This window comes from Paraburkholderia sp. D1E (genome assembly GCF_052682275.1).
Window position 1 is genome coordinate 128,345 of the sequence record NZ_JBQYMB010000001.1, and the last position, 18,002, is coordinate 146,346.

18 protein-coding genes are annotated in these 18,002 nt (G+C 60.8%); 6 read left to right on the forward strand and 12 right to left on the reverse strand.

Annotated features, from left to right (window positions below):
• The first annotated feature begins 71 nt into the window (after positions 1–71).
• The 6 genes from ACUN0E_RS00660 (at position 72) to ACUN0E_RS00685 (ending at position 5,452) form a co-directional block, all read left to right on the forward strand.
• Positions 72–782 carry a nuclease-related domain-containing protein gene (locus tag ACUN0E_RS00660; protein WP_408485269.1) on the forward strand — a complete coding sequence of 237 codons (711 nt, stop codon included), beginning with the start codon at positions 72–74 and terminating at the stop codon, positions 780–782.
• Positions 783–1,036: 254 nt separating this feature from the next.
• A complete protein-coding gene (locus tag ACUN0E_RS00665; protein ID WP_445565264.1) occupies positions 1,037–2,314 on the forward strand; it encodes a hypothetical protein in 1,278 nt (425 codons plus the stop codon).
• 52 nt (positions 2,315–2,366) lie between these two features.
• Positions 2,367–3,557: a FlhC family transcriptional regulator gene (locus ACUN0E_RS00670; RefSeq protein WP_445565265.1), complete on the forward strand. Its 1,191-nt coding sequence runs from the start codon at positions 2,367–2,369 to the stop codon at positions 3,555–3,557.
• Positions 3,554–3,739, forward strand: coding sequence for a hypothetical protein (locus tag ACUN0E_RS00675; protein WP_445565266.1), 186 nt, complete (start codon positions 3,554–3,556; stop codon positions 3,737–3,739). Before ACUN0E_RS00670 ends, ACUN0E_RS00675 begins: the two co-directional genes overlap by 4 nt.
• Before the next feature lie 10 nt (positions 3,740–3,749).
• The gene (locus ACUN0E_RS00680; RefSeq protein WP_445565267.1) at positions 3,750–4,115 is read left to right on the forward strand and encodes a hypothetical protein; all 366 of its coding nucleotides are present in this window, start codon (positions 3,750–3,752) and stop codon (positions 4,113–4,115) included.
• Positions 4,116–4,372: 257 nt separating this feature from the next.
• Entirely contained in the window at positions 4,373–5,452 is a 1,080-nt protein-coding gene (locus ACUN0E_RS00685; RefSeq protein ID WP_445565268.1) for a CAP domain-containing protein, read from the forward strand.
• A gap of 130 nt (positions 5,453–5,582) precedes the next feature.
• On the opposite strand, the gene ACUN0E_RS00690 is transcribed toward ACUN0E_RS00685, so the two are convergent.
• The 12 genes from ACUN0E_RS00690 to ACUN0E_RS00745 all read right to left on the reverse strand — a co-directional run bounded on the left by ACUN0E_RS00690 (position 5,583) and on the right by ACUN0E_RS00745 (position 18,000).
• Complete coding sequence (locus ACUN0E_RS00690) at positions 5,583–5,840, reverse strand: hypothetical protein (RefSeq protein WP_408485257.1); 258 nt, start codon at positions 5,838–5,840, stop codon at positions 5,583–5,585.
• Between the two features lie 363 nt (positions 5,841–6,203).
• On the reverse strand, positions 6,204–7,502 hold the full coding sequence (locus ACUN0E_RS00695) for a hypothetical protein (protein WP_445565269.1): 1,299 nt from the start codon (positions 7,500–7,502) through the stop codon (positions 6,204–6,206).
• A gap of 12 nt (positions 7,503–7,514) precedes the next feature.
• Positions 7,515–8,105 carry a hypothetical protein gene (locus ACUN0E_RS00700; protein WP_445565270.1) on the reverse strand — a complete coding sequence of 197 codons (591 nt, stop codon included), beginning with the start codon at positions 8,103–8,105 and terminating at the stop codon, positions 7,515–7,517.
• A 7-nt stretch (positions 8,106–8,112) separates the two neighbouring features.
• Positions 8,113–9,225 (reverse strand): type II secretion system protein, encoded by a 1,113-nt coding sequence (locus tag ACUN0E_RS00705; RefSeq protein WP_445570340.1) that lies wholly within the window; start codon positions 9,223–9,225, stop codon positions 8,113–8,115.
• 26 nt (positions 9,226–9,251) lie between these two features.
• Positions 9,252–11,417: an ATPase, T2SS/T4P/T4SS family gene (locus tag ACUN0E_RS00710; RefSeq protein WP_445565271.1), complete on the reverse strand. Its 2,166-nt coding sequence runs from the start codon at positions 11,415–11,417 to the stop codon at positions 9,252–9,254.
• Between the two features lie 4 nt (positions 11,418–11,421).
• Complete coding sequence (locus tag ACUN0E_RS00715) at positions 11,422–12,024, reverse strand: hypothetical protein (RefSeq protein WP_445565272.1); 603 nt, start codon at positions 12,022–12,024, stop codon at positions 11,422–11,424.
• A complete protein-coding gene (locus ACUN0E_RS00720; RefSeq protein ID WP_445565273.1) occupies positions 12,011–13,297 on the reverse strand; it encodes a hypothetical protein in 1,287 nt (428 codons plus the stop codon). Before ACUN0E_RS00720 ends, ACUN0E_RS00715 begins: the two co-directional genes overlap by 14 nt.
• Before the next feature lie 8 nt (positions 13,298–13,305).
• Positions 13,306–14,928 carry a type II secretory pathway protein gene (locus ACUN0E_RS00725; RefSeq protein ID WP_445565274.1) on the reverse strand — a complete coding sequence of 541 codons (1,623 nt, stop codon included), beginning with the start codon at positions 14,926–14,928 and terminating at the stop codon, positions 13,306–13,308.
• A gap of 2 nt (positions 14,929–14,930) precedes the next feature.
• Positions 14,931–15,500, reverse strand: a complete 570-nt coding sequence (locus ACUN0E_RS00730; protein ID WP_445565275.1) for a toxin co-regulated pilus biosynthesis Q family protein — start codon at positions 15,498–15,500, stop codon at positions 14,931–14,933.
• A gap of 3 nt (positions 15,501–15,503) precedes the next feature.
• A complete protein-coding gene (locus tag ACUN0E_RS00735) occupies positions 15,504–15,935 on the reverse strand; it encodes a lytic transglycosylase domain-containing protein (RefSeq protein ID WP_408340277.1) in 432 nt (143 codons plus the stop codon).
• Positions 15,932–17,215, reverse strand: a complete 1,284-nt coding sequence (locus ACUN0E_RS00740) for a hypothetical protein (RefSeq protein WP_445565276.1) — start codon at positions 17,213–17,215, stop codon at positions 15,932–15,934. Before ACUN0E_RS00740 ends, ACUN0E_RS00735 begins: the two co-directional genes overlap by 4 nt.
• Positions 17,215–18,000: a transglycosylase SLT domain-containing protein gene (locus tag ACUN0E_RS00745; protein WP_445570341.1), complete on the reverse strand. Its 786-nt coding sequence runs from the start codon at positions 17,998–18,000 to the stop codon at positions 17,215–17,217. Before ACUN0E_RS00745 ends, ACUN0E_RS00740 begins: the two co-directional genes overlap by 1 nt.
• Positions 18,001–18,002: the final 2 nt, after the last annotated feature.

Consider the following 18,002-nt stretch of genomic DNA (forward strand, 5'->3'; position numbering starts at 1 on the left):
CGCATCGCGCTGACTTGACTTTGGAACCGCCCTGGCACACTGGACTGAACATCACAGATGTGGAGTCCACCATGTACGGAATTGCTTTCCTTTTTGCGATCGGGTTCGCCATCTATCGCATCGGCCGCCGACGTCAGGCACCGCTGTCTACGGCCCTACCCCGTCCTGCCACGCGCGCCGAGCTTGCCGGCAATGCTGGCGAAGCGGCTGTCGATGCCGAGCTCAGGCGGGTGCTCGCCTGGTTGTGCGGCGAGAACTTCTACCTGCATCGCGGCCCCGTCCTGTTGCACCACGCCCCCGGCGCGAGCTACCCGACGGCTGAAATCGATCACCTCGCCATTACGCCTTTCGGGCTGTTCGTCTTCGAAACGAAGAACTGGACCGGACACATCGAGCCGGGTCCCGATGAGACTTCCCTGGTGCGCGTCGCGGCCAACGGTGAGCGGGAGTTGCGCAAGTCGCCTCTGAAACAGAACCACTCGAAGATGGTGTTTCTGCGAAGCGTCATGCCGGGCATGTGGCCGATCCGCAGTTTTGGCATCTTCGCTTCTGTCAATTGCACGCTGTCGCCAGCACTTTCGCCGTCGCTCATGCGCATTGCGGATCTCGCTCACCAGTTGCGTTTATGCAAGACGCGTTACGAGTGCCGTGACCAGCGGGAAGTGAACGTCAAGGCAGCCTGGCAGGCAGTGCTGTCCGTAGCCGAGGTGGACCGGGATTCCATCGAAAGACATCGTTTGCGAGTTCGAACTGACCCAGTTATTCGTATGATTATTCCTTAAAGTTACCGATTCAGATGCCGATGCCACGGCATCCTTTTCAGCATAAATTTCTGCATTAGGTGCGAAAGCTATACGTTTTTACGCGTCTTTCACGCCTTTGAGAGGAAAATCCGGGCGTATTCTTACGATCAAAGGCGGGACAAAGCTCCGCGGTTGATGTTACTAAATGTGTATTTAGAAACCATTCGTAACGCGCGCGACCCGGCCAACGGGAAGTGGTTGCGCCTTTCATTGACCAAATCTGGATCCTAACCATGAGCAATAAAAAAGACCTCACCGCGAAGAGCAACACGCCGTCGGACGACGGCTTTGACCCGACCCGTCTCGAAGGCGCATCAGGCTCGCTTCCCGCCACCGAACCACCGACGCACGTCACACCGACCTTCGGCCACTTCATTCCGACCGAGAGCGAGATGAGCGCAGCGGCCCGCGCGCTGTTTACGGGGGAACTGCCCGACGCGGCTATGCGGACAATCATCCAGGAAAGCGAAGAGGTTGCGCACTCGACCCGCAAGATCCTCCAGGAACATATGCGAATCGGCGCGTGCTACGTCCACATCATGACGACGGTCAGCAACTCGCTGATCAGTAGCCAGGGCGACAGGAAGTCCGTTCGCGACAAGGCCGCTCACCTCGCCTATTCCTACATCCAGCAGGTTCACGGACATGCGAAGTCCTCCGTGAGCACCTACACGCGCATCTACGACAAATTCGCTAGCAACAGCGCCGCTGTACAGGCGCTGACGCGCGCGGACATGGCGCTGCTGATCCGGCACGACACACCGGACGAACTGGTCGATCTCGTCATTGACGCGAGGACTGGCAACCCGGAAATATCGCCAAAACAGATGAAGGAGTTCGTCGAATCCTACAGAAAAGCTCAGCTGGAAGTCGCCGCTGCGACGAACCGCATTGATGTAATGAACACGGAACTGGCTAACGCGGGACAGCAGCTCGATCAGGAACAGTCGGAAAACCGGCGACTGCGTGAAGAGGGTGAGCAACTGAAGAAATCCATCGAACGGGATCGGCGGTCGGCCGATGGAATGAAGAACGAACTGGCCAGTCACGGCGAATCCGTAAGTGCTCTTCAGCGCGAACTCTCCGATCGGGAACGCGAACTCAAGACGCTTCACCAACAGCTGGCGGACGCGCAATCGAAAACGCGCACCGAGCAAGTGGAAGTGCCGAAGATACCCGGGAGCTTCGCGACGATGGAGGATGCGATCGAGGATCAAATCCGCCGAAAACGTGAAGCAACGACCGCCCTGGACACAGCAATGGCAGAACTCGCGGCCCTCGAAAGCACGCTGGCCGAGAAGAACACCGAGATTGAGGCCAGCCTGCGCGCGGAGAAAAAAGTCAACGAACTGATCGACAGTTTTGGGACGTTCACGAAGGAGTTCCATACAGCACAGCTGCTCGTCACTGCCGAGGGACATCCTTTACGCTACCTGCCCCTCTTCCAGGGCCTCGCCGATCTCGTCGGCAAGTTCCACACGGAGCTTGTCGCTGCCGCACGGGCTGCCTGAGCGCGCGACCCGGGTTGGCCGCGATTGAGAGACACAGAGAACACACGCTAAAATGAACACAAAAGAAAAATATTTGGCCGTCGAGCGGTTGCATGTGCCTGACTGGCAAACCGATCAGATCCAGAGTGCCAACTTCGACTTCGTCGAATACATGCGCTGGCTGCTGATGAGTGATGGCCGCTTCAACGAGATCTTCAAGGTCGAGCGCAAGGAAATCGAACACTTGCGCCTGAACCAGTCATCGCTACGCAGCTTGCTAAACACTCCATTCCTGATGGTGGCCCCGACGCTAACCACCGTCGAAGACTGGCGTTGCTTTGTGGAGAATACCGCGACGACCGTGGCCGTGGACCGGCTCCGCGACGCGTTGCCGCCGGTCCAGGGTATCGAACTGTTCGCAATCCGCAATCAGAACCAGCGCTTCATGACGCTCGCCAGCAACCTGATCCACACCAGCGTGCTGGCCGCGCCGCTTCTTGGAATCACGCCCGACGTCGCCGATTATCTCGGGTCGCTCCGCGGTAGTCAGATCCGTCTTGCGCTGGGCAGGATCGCAGGTCTACCGCTGTTCCGCTGGCGCTTCACCAGCACCACCTTCTGGTACGAGTTCACTGCGGACAACCTGACCGACGAGGCGGTCGCGCATCAGATCATGCTGACGTCGCCACCCGACCTCGCGAAACCGAAAAAGGTGCCCGGATTTGCAGAGTTGCGTCTCGACCGCTGGCAGAAGGAGACATTCGCCTCGGCGATGATGGCCCACGGTCTGCGCGCGTCGACGGCGTCGGATGTCTTTACGCTGAACCAAAGCAAGATGCGCGCACGCTTCTTCGAGATTCACGGGAGAAGCTCGACATGCGGCAACCAGACCCGCTCGCTTACGTGGTTCGTCGAGAGCGCGGCGCAGCGCCTGCACACCACGATCTATATCTGGCTGTATCGCAAGGCAATCGCGCGCGGCGCGAATGCGCCCGAGGCACTGATCGCAACGCATGATATCTACGCGCGCCTGTTCAGCAGCACTCCCCTGATTTCCGCAGACCGGGCATATAACCTCACAAGCTCGATCGCAGCCGATACGCGCCTGACGACAGCCCCGTGCCGGTCATGCTCGACGCCATACATCGTTTCGAACAGCGACGTGCGCGTGGAGATGCACCACAGTTTCACATGCCCCGCGTGTGCGCAGGACCTCGGCCCGCGTCGCAAGCGCGTGCGAAAAAGCAGGGAGGCCGCCCAATGAATACTGTCACCTCGCAATCGGAACGTGACCTGCCGGCCGGCCTCGTGATATTCACCTCCGATGGCCGCGCACAGTTTGGCTGGCAGAATCCCGAAACAAGCCAGTTCTTCGCGGAAGCGGACGGGTCATGCATTGTCAATGCAGTCGGCGCCGTTGCGTGGGCGAGCGACCGCATGCATTGAGGGCGCACCGATGGAAGATTTCGCTTATGTGGTTCGCGAAAGCAACGCGGCCTGGCTCGATGGGCGAGGCGACGGCCGGTTCGAGAGATATGAGAGCTTCTATCAGGGTATGCGCGCCAAACGGGAGAACGAATTCGACCTGGAGAAGGCCAACGAGCAGTATTCGGGAACAGCCGGTAAGTCACCGTCCCGACTCTTTTCAATGGCGAACTCGCCCCTATTCGGTCAGCTCGCAATTTCCTTGCTCTCCGTGTTCATCGCGTCCCGGGCGGTGCCAGTATTCGCGCAGAAAGTGCCATACGTAACAGGCGGACTACTCGTTGCGGCATTCGTGGCATTACGGGTTTTTCACCGACGCCGGCGAAAGCGCAATTAGCCGGAGAGCCATTCAACGAGAGATGCAATCGAAGCCCGTCATGCGATGGGCTTTTTATTTGATTACGAGTCGCCCTCAAGAATTACGATTTGTTTCCGATATATCTAAGATGCCGACGCGCTGGAACTGGGCATTTATGCGAAATCGAGCCGAGGAACGGCGCAGCAGCGCAGCGACTTGACTTTGGCGTTGCGTCGATAACATGGAATCAAGGTCATGCACAGGGCACGGCCACTAATAAGAATACGAGGAAAAAGATGAAGAACCAAAAGATCGCCCTTACCGCTGCGTCGCTCGCTGCGGCTATGATGCTTGTTGCATGTGGCGGTGGTGGCGGCGGCAGTAGTGGTGGCAGCGCGGGTCAGCCCGTAGCACCAAGCATCCCGGCTTCGCAAGGCAATCTGCAAACGACCGTTCCGAATGCGACCTACACGGGCGCTTCGACGCAAGCGTCGCTATTCGCCACGCTTAATACTTACCGTAGCAGCATGGGTGTTGGTCAACTCGCGCAGGACACAATCCTGGACACGGCGGCGCAGGCGCATGCCTTGTACCTCAACACAAATTTTGCCAACGGTAGCATCTCGGTCGTCACGCACAATGAAGTGTCGGGTAACACCAACTACTACGAGGCTACCCCGTTGAGCCGTGCCCGCAAGGCCGGAGCGCCCTCGACAGAATGGATCAGCGAGAACGCCGCTGTGGGCCTCGCGCAAACATCGTCCGCAGCTTTTGCCTCCGATTGTCTCGGCCAGTATCTCAACACGGTCTATCACCTGCAGGGTGTGACCGAAGTGCTGGAAACCATTGGAGTCGGCTTCGCGCAGGACACTGCTCAAGGCACGTATTCGTGCGTGCTGGATTTCGGGCAGAAGACCGGCGTGAGCGGCACCCCGTCGGATAATGGATATCTTACGAGCGCGGGTCAACAGATGGCGACGACTGCGATCGCCCACGTGCCTCTAGCCAACGAAACGGGCGTCGCGCGTGCCATGGTCGCAGAACTTCCCAACCCGGCTCCGGACGTCGCGTCGCCCGGTCGTCCGATCATGGTTCGCGTAACGGCCGCCGACGCGGGTGATGTACTTACGGTTAGCAGCTTCACGCTGACGTCGGCGGGCGGGATCGTGGTACCGGCTCGGATCATCGTACCGTCAGCCGCGCTCACGGGCTCGTCGGGTGCTACCGCAGACTCGAACAATGCGATGGCCGCTGGCGTCGCGTTCCTGCTGCCGCTGGCACCTCTGGCGGCGAACACCACTTACTCGGTGTCCTTCAGCGGTGCGCGCAAGGGTACACCGACCAGCACAGCGTGGTCGTTCACCACGGGCAGTTAATTCAAGCTGTCTTCCCCAGGGTTTTGTGGGACAAGTAACGAAGAAAGCCGCTCACCTGAGCGGCTTTCTTTATTCAGCTATCAGCGAACGACGAGGCAGCTGCGCGAGCCATCTTCCGATGGGAACAGGCTTAGTTTGCCCCGCCGCCGTTGGTGCTATCGTGCATATATCTCACGGCGATGACGTTGGTAGTACCGGGAGTGATCCAACAAAATGCATTGTCACCACCGATCTGATTTACCCATAGATCGTTGGAACCGGACGCTGGCGGCGTACCCGACGTACGAACAATATCAAGGTTATAAGCGCCACCGTTGACCATGGCCATGAGCGGAGCGACGGCAATGTTGTATTGGTTCAAGCCTTGACCAGTTTTCGGGCCGGACATGGACAGGTTCGTGAACGGACCACCCAAGGCGCCCATTGAATTCATTGCAGCGAGACATGCACCCTGCTGCTGAGGGATGCCGACCGCTGGAGGCGGAACAGCGCACCCGAGTCCGACCCAGCTCGATCCATTCCACGTTGGCGCCGCGGTTTGTGTGTAGCCCGTTGGGCAAGTCGGCGGTGGCGGGACCGGAAGAGCGCAGCGCCAGTAGCCATTCAGGTACGTCCACAGATAGCCCGGGATACAACTGGCGACCCCCGGTTGCGATGCCATGCACTGAACGCACCCCTGCGCTTCAGCGCGTACGCATGCAAAAAACATAAACACCAACGCCAGCAGAATCCTCATTCAATACTCCGAACGCTAGTTGTTGTAGTAACACTCACCCTTGACCAGCACCTGAAGCCCAAGGTTATTGCCAGATTCCAGTGCTCCGCCCGGCCCGATCAGAGTGATCAGGGGAACCCAGTAATAACCAAGATCCGCGTAGTAGTACCGCACTGACGTATATGGGGAATTTGGATTCCCAACGTCCATACCAACGGTCTGAGGCACCAGTTCGATCACCGGCGTCCCGTTCGGGCAACTGGGTTTGACAACGCCAGTGTTGTTGTCCCCCGCCATCATCGTGAAAAGCACCTGTGCATTTCCCATGAACTCCGTAATCGGGCGAAGAGATGTTCCGTTGCAGAGATACTGCATGCCGTTGACATCCCACGCGCCCTGCCCGCGAGTAGAACAGCCCGCACCTGTATAAGCGCCTTGACTGCCTAGCCCCACCGGCCACCATCGGCCTCCGAGGCATTCGAGCAGTCCACCCCAGGTTGATGAGTTCGTACGGACTGACCGGTCTGCCGTACACGCGGTATTTGGCATCGCGGTGCCTTGTAGCTGTGCATCGCCTGCGACGGTGAGATTCGTCGTCGCAGAGGTACCGCTTACGGTGGCGTTGGAGGCGGCCAACGTTGTAGCGGCGATGGTTCCTGTTGCGTCGATATTTCCGACGTTATGGAGGTCGACACCGTTCACATTCTGGCTGCCTGTCCAGGTCAGGCTACCGTCACGCCGGATATACACCGAGTTGCCGTCCGAATCGAGCGCGTTGGTCGCCACGACCGCGGCCGCTGGATTGCCGGGCAGCGGATTCGGTGTGTTCCACGCGCCGTTCAATCCGTAGACCGTCGATGTGTTCTGGAATGTCGAATATCCGAACGAATTGCCGCCGGCCTGCGCGATCTGGGAGGCACCGACGACGTCCGATTTCCCGCCTTTCAACAACGGCTGCGACGGATAGAACAGATAGGCCACATGGCAGTTGCCTGCAGCCGCCGTGCAGGTCGCGGGAACCATGGTCGTGGTGATCGTGTACGTGCCGCCCCAGAATGGGCCGTTCCGATGCGGCTGCTTCAGGTTGCCGTTCGTGAAAAGCTGATCGATCGTGGGCGGCGTCAGCGTGGCCGAGCCGGATATCGTGAACTGCGCCAACAGTGCCGCGTAGTTGTCCGTGACCCAGTGCGACAACGCTTCGTTGATGATCGCCTGGTTCTGCCCTTCGATCGTCATCAATGCCGCGCGCTTGTGCGCGACGTCTTCGCGTATGCCTTGAGCCAGCAACAACGCCGAAGCCGCCAGCACGATCACCATCTCGATGATGCTGCCCATTTCCGCGTTTCCTTAGCTGCGCGTCGTGTACATAGCGATACTCGCCGTAGCACCGGCGGACGTGCATGCTGTCGCACCCGTGCTACTGCTGAACGCCGTCGAAGGCCCCGAGATCGTCGTGCCGTTGACCGTCACCATGGTGTACGCGTTAGCGATCGCGGAGACGCTCAGGGCGCAGACCGTCGCCGGCACCGGATATGTGACGACCATCGCATCGTTGGTGTTCGTGACAGTCCCGGTCGCTGCAGTGACGGCTCCGCCGAACATACCGGTGACGCCGGTGCCGCTGGTCGCCACCCGCGAGCCGGCCGAGTCGAACGCATGGTTCTGCGAAAGTGTTTTCAGCGTCTCAGCGGAAAAATCCGTGTCGTTGGCGGTCGCATCGAGTACGCCGGTATGGAACAGTTGAGCCTCGCTCTTGAACTGCGACGCGTGGACACGATCCATCACGAACTTGCCGCCTGCATATGCAAGCAGTGCAAGCAACGCAGCAGCAGCCATCACGGCAGCACCTTCGATCATCGAAAGTTCGCCCGATTGCCTGCGACGACGGCCCAGCCGGAGCAGCGAAACTTTCTTGACGCCGTTGTTTTGAATTTGCATGACTACCTCAGTGAGCGTTAAAAGTGGTTGAAGACGAACCGGCCGATGTATCAAGACTCGCTGCACCGGTCATCACATACGAGCCGACCCCGAGCGTCAAAAACACAATGGCAGCAATCGCCATCAGGACGTAATGGGTGATCTTCGCGTTGCGCCGGACATTGGCCACGACGCGGGAAAGGGACGTGCGGCCGAGTTCCTTGATGGACTGAACGAACTGGTCACGACCCGCCGCATCGGTGATGATGTCGACAATCGACTCGGAGAAAATGCCGGTGTCGAGCGCGCGCATGGGTTCATCGGGCGTTGCCGTCAGTCGGCGGCTCATGCGGTTCAGGTGCCAGCGCAACCACGGATCGGACGTACTGGTGAGCCGATCGAGCGCCGCGCGAAGCGTCAATCCCGAATCGAAGAGACCGGCCATCGACACGATCAGCAACGCCGCGCGCAGATCCCGCCGGTTGCGCCACATGAGCGGCGTACCGTCGATGCGATTACGCATATCGCCCGTCCAGCGGCGCAGCGTGGAAAAGTAGGTGAAGACGAGGCCAACGACGACGGAGCCCGTCAACCACCAGTACTGGTAGCAGAAGGTATCGATCGCATAGAGCACCTGGCCACCCGCTGGCCATTGGTCGAGTGGCCTGACGTCCAGGACCTGCGGATAGATTGCACCGCCGAACAGGATGGCGAAGCCGTACAGGTAAATCAGGATAAAGGCCGGGTACGCCATCTCCGTCGAGGTGGTCCCGGACAGGATCCGTTTCGCGTTTGCCGCCATCTCGGCGAGTTCCAGCCCCCGCACTGCCGCGTCCTCACGCGTCGCCGAACCCGCCAGCTCCAGCAGCGCGTACTCATCTGAAGGTACAAACGGCTTGATTGCCTGTGCGAAATCGTCACCGGCCTGCATGCGGCGCGCGATACTCTGGAATACCGGCCAGACCAGCGTCTTGCGTTCCCGGTTGCGCCGTTCGTGAGTACTGAGCCGCTCGAGCAACGTCTCGCGGTTGCGCAGGCCCTTGGCCGTGATGTCTAACCGTGTTTCCTGATAGAAGCTCTCTCTCTGCTTGCGAAAGCGCCAGCTCGCGACGCGCATCCGTTCATCCGGCGGAAGCAGCATGAAAAGAGAATGGGTGAATTTCCGGGTCACGATGGCATCCTCCCTTCGCGATCAGGCGTTACGCGATACTCCGCGAATGGCCGCATCGTCAGATCGAGGAACCGCGGATCGATAATCCCTGTCGACGCCTTGTACAGCGCGTGTTCGTAAATTGTCTTGCCCGTCATATCTGCGTCGCCGAATCCGCAGCTGCGCTCGCGGCGCCACACCTGTTCGGCCCCTCTCCAGTCACGCACCCCTACCCGTTCAAGAAACTCGGGAGTCGGGCGATATAACTCCATTGCCAGCGTCTGGCCTTTCGTCCCGCCCGCCATCTTGCCGCTGCGCGTGAAAAGCCCCTCGAGCCGGCAGTGATCGCAGCCGTCGTCGCTGCGGCACGCCATCTGCGACGTATCGAGTCCGAACTTCGAGCGCAGGAATTCAAGCTGCGGCGCGGGCATGACCTCGCGCGCGGGAACTTTGCAGCGAGGACACAGCAGCGGGATCAACTTCTGGTTGCCCGCAGCGTTCACAAATTTCTCCGACGACACCTCATCCATGGGCAACTGAAGCCGTCCTCCGGCCAGACGCATGAATACGCCGATCAGGCTGTCAGCGTGCAGCGTTGTCCGCACTGGATGCCCCGTCAGCGCAAGCTCGGCGACAAGTGCTGCCATGACGCGGTCGCGAACTTCATTAACTGTCAGATCGTCCGGATCCATTCGCATCAGAGTCCGGATCACTTCCGCGCTTTTGCGGGCAGCATCTTCGTCAGATTCGTCAGTCCGACGCGAGATAGATATTTCCGACAGCCAGGGGTTGGGGAACTCGGCCGGCTCGCTCACCGCAAACTGCTTTCGCAGATCACGCGAAGCCATGTTGTAAGACATCGCTCGCAGGAGCGTCGATTTCGCAGATCCCGTCTCGCCGCTGAGGATTGTTACGCCACCGCTTACGCTTCCCAGCGAATCAATGATTGCGAGTTGGCTACCCTCGAGCCCCATCGCGGTCGGCTGCAGTACCCGAACGTTCCGGAAGTTGCCGTCGAGGACGCGCAATGCGACGTCGAAGCCGCCAACAGCCGGCGCGCTCTGCCAGCGGAGGTTCAGCAGGTCCAGACGCGAGACGATGGGTATCATTGCGGACTGCGGGGTACTTGGCTGGAAGGTTTCGCCCGAGTTCGTATTGCGCTGGACAAGATCCTGATAGGCCGCAGACAGGGCGCGCCTGACCAGCGACTTGGGCATTCGGCGATAGGTGTAGAGGTCCCCATCGACACGAAATCGAACCTCCACATCGTCATGGAAATCACGGAATTCCCAGTGGATGTCACTCGCGTTGAACTCGTGCGCGGCCTCGATCACGTCACGAAACATGCCGATCGCGCGCGATGCTTCAGGCACCACGCTGCCGGTCTCGCGAGCCTTTGCTGTTGCGTAGATCGCGGCGATCACGTCGACCGTGGCAACCATTTCTTCACGGATCGCGATATGCGCCCGTTCGAGATCCTTGATGTACGTCGCGTACAACGCGCCTTCGTGGAATTCGCGCGTGGTCACAACTATCGCGACGCCAGCCTGCATGTCGACGGCCACGAAATCGCGCCGCGCCGATGCGGTGATGTGCAACGTTGAGTCCGGGCCAGGCTCGCACAGAATCCGCTTGAACGGGCCAAGACCTTCGACCGAGATCAGTTGCGGCAATCCCACTGGCGTGTACAGCACGTCAGACTCGATCAGCGCGGCATTATCGTCGCGGGCGGTGGGTTGCTCCGTGCGCAGCGGCGGCGGCGCCGGTGGCTCATCGTCCACTGCTGGAGCAACGACAGGAGGCCCATCGTTTGCGTGCGCCTCCGGCACCTTCACGGCTAACGGCCCCGCACCTGTGCTGACGGCTTCCACACTCACCCTGGGTTCCGCGGTTGGCCAGAACTCGCCACCGTGAGCGGGCGAATCCGGGATGACGGGCGACGATCCGCGGTCCTCGACCGGCTCGTTCGCCTCAACATCGGTCACATCACCTTTGCGCAGACGCATACCGAGCGTCATCGGCTGCGGATTGCTTGCCTCGTTTCCTGTTTCGAAGCGCGGTTCCGATACCGGCAGGATTGTCGACGCACCGGATTCCGTGAACCCCGCACGCCAGCCCTTGAAACGACCGAACAGACCCCGCGATACCGGTTCGTCGGATTCCACGTTAGAAAACATGCTCATGGTCTTATTTCCCCGGAGGTACGTAGATCGACGCGGCCATCGGGCCGGCCGGAGGCAGTGGGCCGCCAAGGTCGTTGATCATCTGAAGCGCCGGCGTCGTGGCTGAGCCTGGCGCTGCACCACCGCGGATGGGTTCGGTCCAGACTCGCTTGCCTTCGGCCACCGTGACGAGAAACCCGTCCACTTTCTTTGCGGTCCAGCCGTTCATGAGTTTCGTGCCCAGATGCGCGGGGTACACACCACCACCCATCTCGTAAAGCACGTAGCCGCCCGACGCATCGCTGTACGCCCCGACGAAGGTCACGGGTTCGACGCGCGATCGGGCCGCTTTCGCCTGGCTCGCCGCAACGACGGGTTGTTTTGGGCTGCCCGAAGTTTCCGGCGTTGACGGAAGCGGCGCGGTCAGACTCGGGGTGTTGGCTGGCTGTCCACCGGCACCGTCCGCGTTGCCCTTGAGCTGGCGCACCACCTTGTCGCGCGAGAGCTGGTCGATATCGTCCAGCGTAAGGTGCGGCGCTTCCGCACGCACCGCGACTGAGGTAATGGCAATGCCGATCGCCGTAAGAACGATGGCGACGCGCGCGCAAATGCGGCTAGTCGAGAACATAGTATTTGCCCTTCGCTGTGAAATGGATGCCGGCCGGATCCTTGATCCGGTACTCGACTTTCAGGCTGTCGATCGCCATGTTTGCGGGCAGCCGCGCGAGCAGGACCGATTGCCACTTGAAGCCTTCAATCGTCCAGTCGCCCTGGCGCAGCAGATGTGCTGGACGGGGGCCCGCGCCCGACTGATCCTGCAGGACCGGCTTCGACGGCTGCAACGTCACGACGTAGCCCTGACTGTCGAGCTCGAAGGGTTGTAGCGACAACTTTTGCGAAGGTGTTTGCAGAAGATCGATCAACGCCTGCTCGGACGGCCAGGCCTTCTGCTCAGCAACGGCTAGCGCTGCCACTTTTGGGACAACCACACCGCGTGTTCTCAGATGCTTCCCATCGGGGTCGAAGGTCAGAGGACGCATCGACGGCAGTGCGTCGCGCTCAAATCCGGCGAACGTTCCGCCTTCGCGGTCGTAGGTGTCAGCGCAGTTGCCTGTGATCCCGCAATCTGCGTGTTCGAACCGGAAACCGGACAAATTGGTTTCGCGCGGACCGATCAAGGCAAGCAGGGCTGGCGCGAGCAGGTTCGCGCGAGGTTGTGCGACTGCGAAGGTCCGGCGAACGGCGTCCGCGTATTTTTCGGCGTAGGTGGGCTCGTGAGGCGGTGGCGGCGGTGGCGGCTGCATCGCGTCGAAGACCTTGCTGCCAACCACGAAAAGCGTGATCCCGATGACCATCAGCGGTATGGCCGTCGGGATCGAGATTGGCAACTTCGTGATGCGACCGGCCTTGCGATCCTCGAGCAGTGCGGCGGGCGTGAGGCTCTCGTCGACGTCGCCAATGGATTGGCCGGTACCGAGCGTGACGAGTGCAATGTTCAGACGCTGGCACTCGCTGAGGATCGCCTCACGCCGGTCCCGCGCCGCTTCCGGTTTCAACACCTCGTCGCTGCGAACGACCCCACGAACAACGAAGACGAGGTGCACGCGCTCGCCGTCCTGCAGCAAGACAAGCGCTGCCTGTCGCGACTTCACGCGCGCGTGCAGCGCGATACGGGCCGCACCGGAGTACAGCTTTACGCCACGGATCTCGCTTGATTCAGGTGCCGCGAACCCGGCGATCATCTCCTGCCCGACCTTGAACTCGACGTAATGCGACGCGCCAAAGTCTTCAGCGTAACGGCGGCGTTCGCCCTTCGCGCCCTTCACCGGATAGGCGCGCCAGTCCAGCCCGAACACCAGTCGGGCTTTCCTGTCTGTCGGCAGCGGACCAGTAATGTGCATGCCCGCGCTCACATCGACGGGACGACTGTCGCCGTCAGCATGATCACCTGGAAGGTGCGCGACTTGTTCCAGCTACCGGTGATACCGGCGATGCCTCCGTTCGTCGTGCTGTCGGCCTGATCAGTCATCGCACCGTAAAGCACGACTGTCTGTCCGTCAGCGAGTGCCACTGTCTGGTCGTCCTTGCTGCCAGTCGTGTGCGCCAGCTGGATCTGCTGCTGCGTTTGCCCCGAGCCGACGCTCGCGCTCGTGAACGGGCCGTTGAGTTTCGAGCTATCGCTCCAGTACGCGAGAATGATCTGGTTGTGGTCGTTCACGGAGGGCAGGACGTTCACGAAATCGCCTGTCGTGACCGTGCCCGGCGTCAGACCGGGGACGCCACCGGACGAACCGGTCAGGCTGCCCGCGGAAGCCTGGGTCGAGCGGAGATAGTCATCGCTCTGGAATGACGCGACGGACACCGGCAGGCCGTTCAACGTGAGCTTGGTCAGCGTGTTGTCCTGCACCGTCCTGCCGTAGCTGTTCAGCGCGTTGATAACGGCATTGGTGCCGGAGAGCGGCGCGTTGGGACGCAAGACTGACAGGCCGACCGAACCACCGCCAGACGATAGGGAAGTCGGCGACGTGAAGCTGATCGCGTACTTGGCGAGACCACCCTGGATGCTGTTAAAGACGACGTCAGCGTTCAGGCCTGCCTGAGTTCCGCGGTTGAGCGCGATCTGCAGGGTTCGCACACGGATCGCGACCTGGCGGGTCGAGATCGCGTTCTCCTTCGTTAGTAACCGGCCCATCCGGTCCGCAGCTTCCTTGGTGTCATACACCATCACGAGGCGGCTCTGCGGATTGACCGTGATGTTCCCCATCGGCGACTTCAGCTTGTTGAGTTCATCGCTGATCAGCGCCATCTGGTCGAACTCGCCATCGCGGCCGGTCGACGTCACGGCCGAGAATGACCCTGTGTTGCCGCCCGAACTGCCGCCGGTGCCATTGGACTGGTTGCCCGTGGACGTATCCATGCCCTTCGACATGGTGGACCTGATCGAGACCTTGCCGGGGATCGCTGCGATCTGGAACATGCGCGTCACGAAACGTGACACGTTGATCGTAGAGCCGTCGAACGACCAGTCAAGGCCGAGGTCCTCGCTCATGTTGCGCATGTAGTTACCGACGTCGCCGGTGAACGGTTGCGTATACACGGGTTCTTCATACGTCTTGCCGGTCGAAACGTTGGTGACCGAACCTTTGCCATCACCAGACGATCCACGCGGCACCAGCGAGTCGCGCGGAATGAAGACGTCAGGGCTCAGGTGGACCGGATAGCCGGTGGCGCTCGACACAAGCGTGGCGATGTTCCTGATCTTGAGGTTCGCCGGGAGCGTGACATTCTTCTCGCGGAACACGGCCGGCAGAGTCGCCTCGTATGCGACCGGCACGAGACGGTCACCGAGGAACGCGCTCGGCACGTCCTCAACGAGCGGCATCGATTCGGCGCCATTGCCCATCGCCTCAACCACTGCCCGGTGTGCCGCGTCGTATGAGCGGTTCACATCGTCCTGTGTGACAGCGCAGCCCGCCAACGCGAGTGCGGACACGGTCGCCGTGAGAACTTTCAGATGTGTGTAACGGATCATGTTCAGTCCTGGCAATTCGCCGCGCGCGCGATGACGCGGATGACGTTGTTGGTGTGGCGGCAGATTCGCGTCGGCGTGCGCATGTGGTTCGTCGCCTTCATGACCTGCGTGAGCACAGACGTGAAATCCCCGCTGAACTTCGCGTTGAATTCAAGCGGCAGGTCGTCGTCGATCTTCCAGGCGAGTTGCCAGCCCTGGGTCTGCAGCCACCGGTCGAGCGCGTTACGCAGGTTCACGTCCTGAGGCGTGACGCTCAATGTCAGGTCGCCCGCAGATGCCGAAGGCATTCCGGGTAACACGACCGGCGCAACCGCGAGCGACACCCCAGCCCTACCCGGCGGGGATTCACTTGCTAGCTCACCAATCAGTGGCGCGACGACCGGCGCGCCCTGCGGCGTAGGCGACGACGACAGAAGTTGCCAACCTTCACCAGCAGATGTCATCGGCTTCGGTTCGTGCGCGCTCGATGCACCGAATGAGCAGGTACCGAATCCGGAAATCGCGAGTGCGGCCAGTATCTGCATGACAATCCGCGAGCGGCGTTGGGTTTGAACGGTCAGGTTCGTGTACATGGTTTAGTTGCCTTGACGCTGCAGACGTCGGTAGATGGCGTTCGCGTAGATCATCTGTTTCTGCGTCGACACAGCGTTGTAGGCACCGACTGCTTTCCAGGTCGCGCCGAACTGCCTGACGTTTGATGCAAGAATCCAGGTCCCGACGTATGCGTTCACACACGCGTTGAAGAGGTGATCGCGGCGGATTCCGTAGCGCGCCAGTTTCGGGAGCCATGAACTGTTGATCTGCATAAGGCCAATGTCTTCGGTACCATTGCTGTTGATATGCACAGCATCAGGGCGCATTCCTGACTCATGCTGGGCGATTGCCCTGACAAGCCGGGCACTGATGTGGCGATATGCAGCCGCGTCGTCAATGCAGTCAGCCCGGCATGCCCCGACGCAAAACCCGATCGGCAACGCGACGACAAACTGAAGCGCCCATCCTTTCATGGCTTCGCACACCCCATTTCACCCGGCGCCGTTGTCGTCGTGAGCGAAACCGCGTTGGGGACCGCCGGCCGCTCGACGTACTTCACGTCGTGCCGGCGCGTCACGTTCACCGTGTTCCCGTCGGCCGTGACGATGAACTGCGCGGCAGTGCCCTTGAACCGGTAGAAACGCCCCTTCTGCTCACCCGTTCCCAGGTGACGCACGTCCGCTACCGTGACCTGGACGACAGAGTCAGCAAACTTGAAGTACGTCTCCCCATCCTTGTCGAACACCGCCTCAAGACGCGCCGGGCTCGCTGCGTCGAAGTCGTAGACGGTGGCTGCCGTGCGCTCCACCTCGACACTCGAAGCGCCGTTCGACACAACGAAGTGCGGTGCCCGTTCGATCGTCATGACGCTGGCCGCGTCGTCCCAGTTCGGGCGAAGCAATCGACCGTCCACGCTCCTGAACGTAAGCTCCTTCGACGGTTTCGCTGCAAAGCGGATCTGCGTGTGCGTGTCGTCGCCATCCCGGATCGCCTGAGCGCCAAAATTCTGCGCGAGGAGCGATGACTGAGCCGCAGTTGCCGCGACAGTCGCGACAGCCATCGTCGCCGCGCCCTGCTCACCTGCTGCGTAATTAAGAGCAGCAGACTTTGGCGCCTCGCGGTGCAGGCGGACATGACGCGCACCAAAATCGACATCGGCGTACAGTCCCGATTGCGCCATCAGCTGGTCCAGGGCCTGCAGCCAGTTTTCGCACTGGCGAGTCGCAAAGCCCGCCTGGTTGTTGAGGTCCACATCCTTCTGCGCAGACCCGGTCCACCCTTGCGGCACGAGCGCCTTGACGAGATTGGCGACCGGCATCGTCGCCTTGAGGTCGCGTACCGGTTCGAGACCGCCGTGCGGACCGATCAGAATGAGCCGGTTGGTAAATCCATCGAAAGTAGCTGGCTGATCATCGCGCAGCGAAGCGAGCGCACCCGAGCCCCCGATGAAGTGGTTTGCACGGGTCCAGCGCGCAACTGCACTGCGACCCGCAACCTTGTAGCTGATCGTCTCCGGGGTGCCATCGACCACAACATAAGGCCCTTCACTATGGCCTCCGTCCGCGGTGATAACCTGCCCTGCCCGAGGCTGGATATAGGTCTTGCTGCCGTCGTTAAAGATCAGCGCAGGCCGTTCCGTAATACCACCCATGATCTCGTAGTCGAAATCGAACGGATCGGTGTTGGCGGCACGCACGGGCTGCCCGGTCAGAAGGCAGATGCATGCGATGGCGAGAGGAGAGACGATGCGCATCAAAGGCCCGCTTCGATCTGGTTGAGGTGACGCACGAAGCGCAAGAGGTATCGCTGACCCGGCGTCGGGTTCGCGCTGTGGTAGTAAGCGATCGCCTTCGCGACCGAATGGGTCTTGCGATAGTTCTCGTTGAGAATGTCCTCGGCGACGCGGATATTGGTCGCCGGTGCCAGCGCGTCCCATGGCGACGCAAAGCGCTGCCTGTGATAGCCCCAGTTCACCTGCATGATGCCGACATCGAAGTCGCTACGACCGGCATTGATCAGACTCTGGATTGCCTGATACGCGTCCTCGCGCGTGCGGAAAAACAGGCCGCGACCCGCGACGTTCAGGGTCCAGGGCCACGCACGCCCGTTCAGGCCCGACTCGTTCAGTGCGATTCCTGCAAGTACTTTCGCGTCGACACTCGTGCGCATCAAATCGAACGGCGTTCGCGCGCTGGCGCACGCCCAGCCGCCTCTGCCTTCGGTCATCGCCGCCTGCGCTTCGTCGTCCAGTCGGGCGGGCTGTAGCCAGCCCTTTTCAACGAGGAGGCGTTCGAGCGCAACTGTGCGCGAATCGATCGACACGGTCATGCCCGTCTGCGGATTGCTCGTCACCACCTGCCCAACCAGTGGGGTCGCCCACGACGTGAACGCATCGAGGCCGCAGTAGAAAACCGGCTTGCCGTCGAGTGACGCGAGCTCGCGTGCGCCGTCGCCGGCGAGCACGTAGTTCACCGGGCTGATTACCGCAGCGATGGTGGCAGCCTGTGTCGAACTGGCCGTAACCGCAGCGACGACCATTG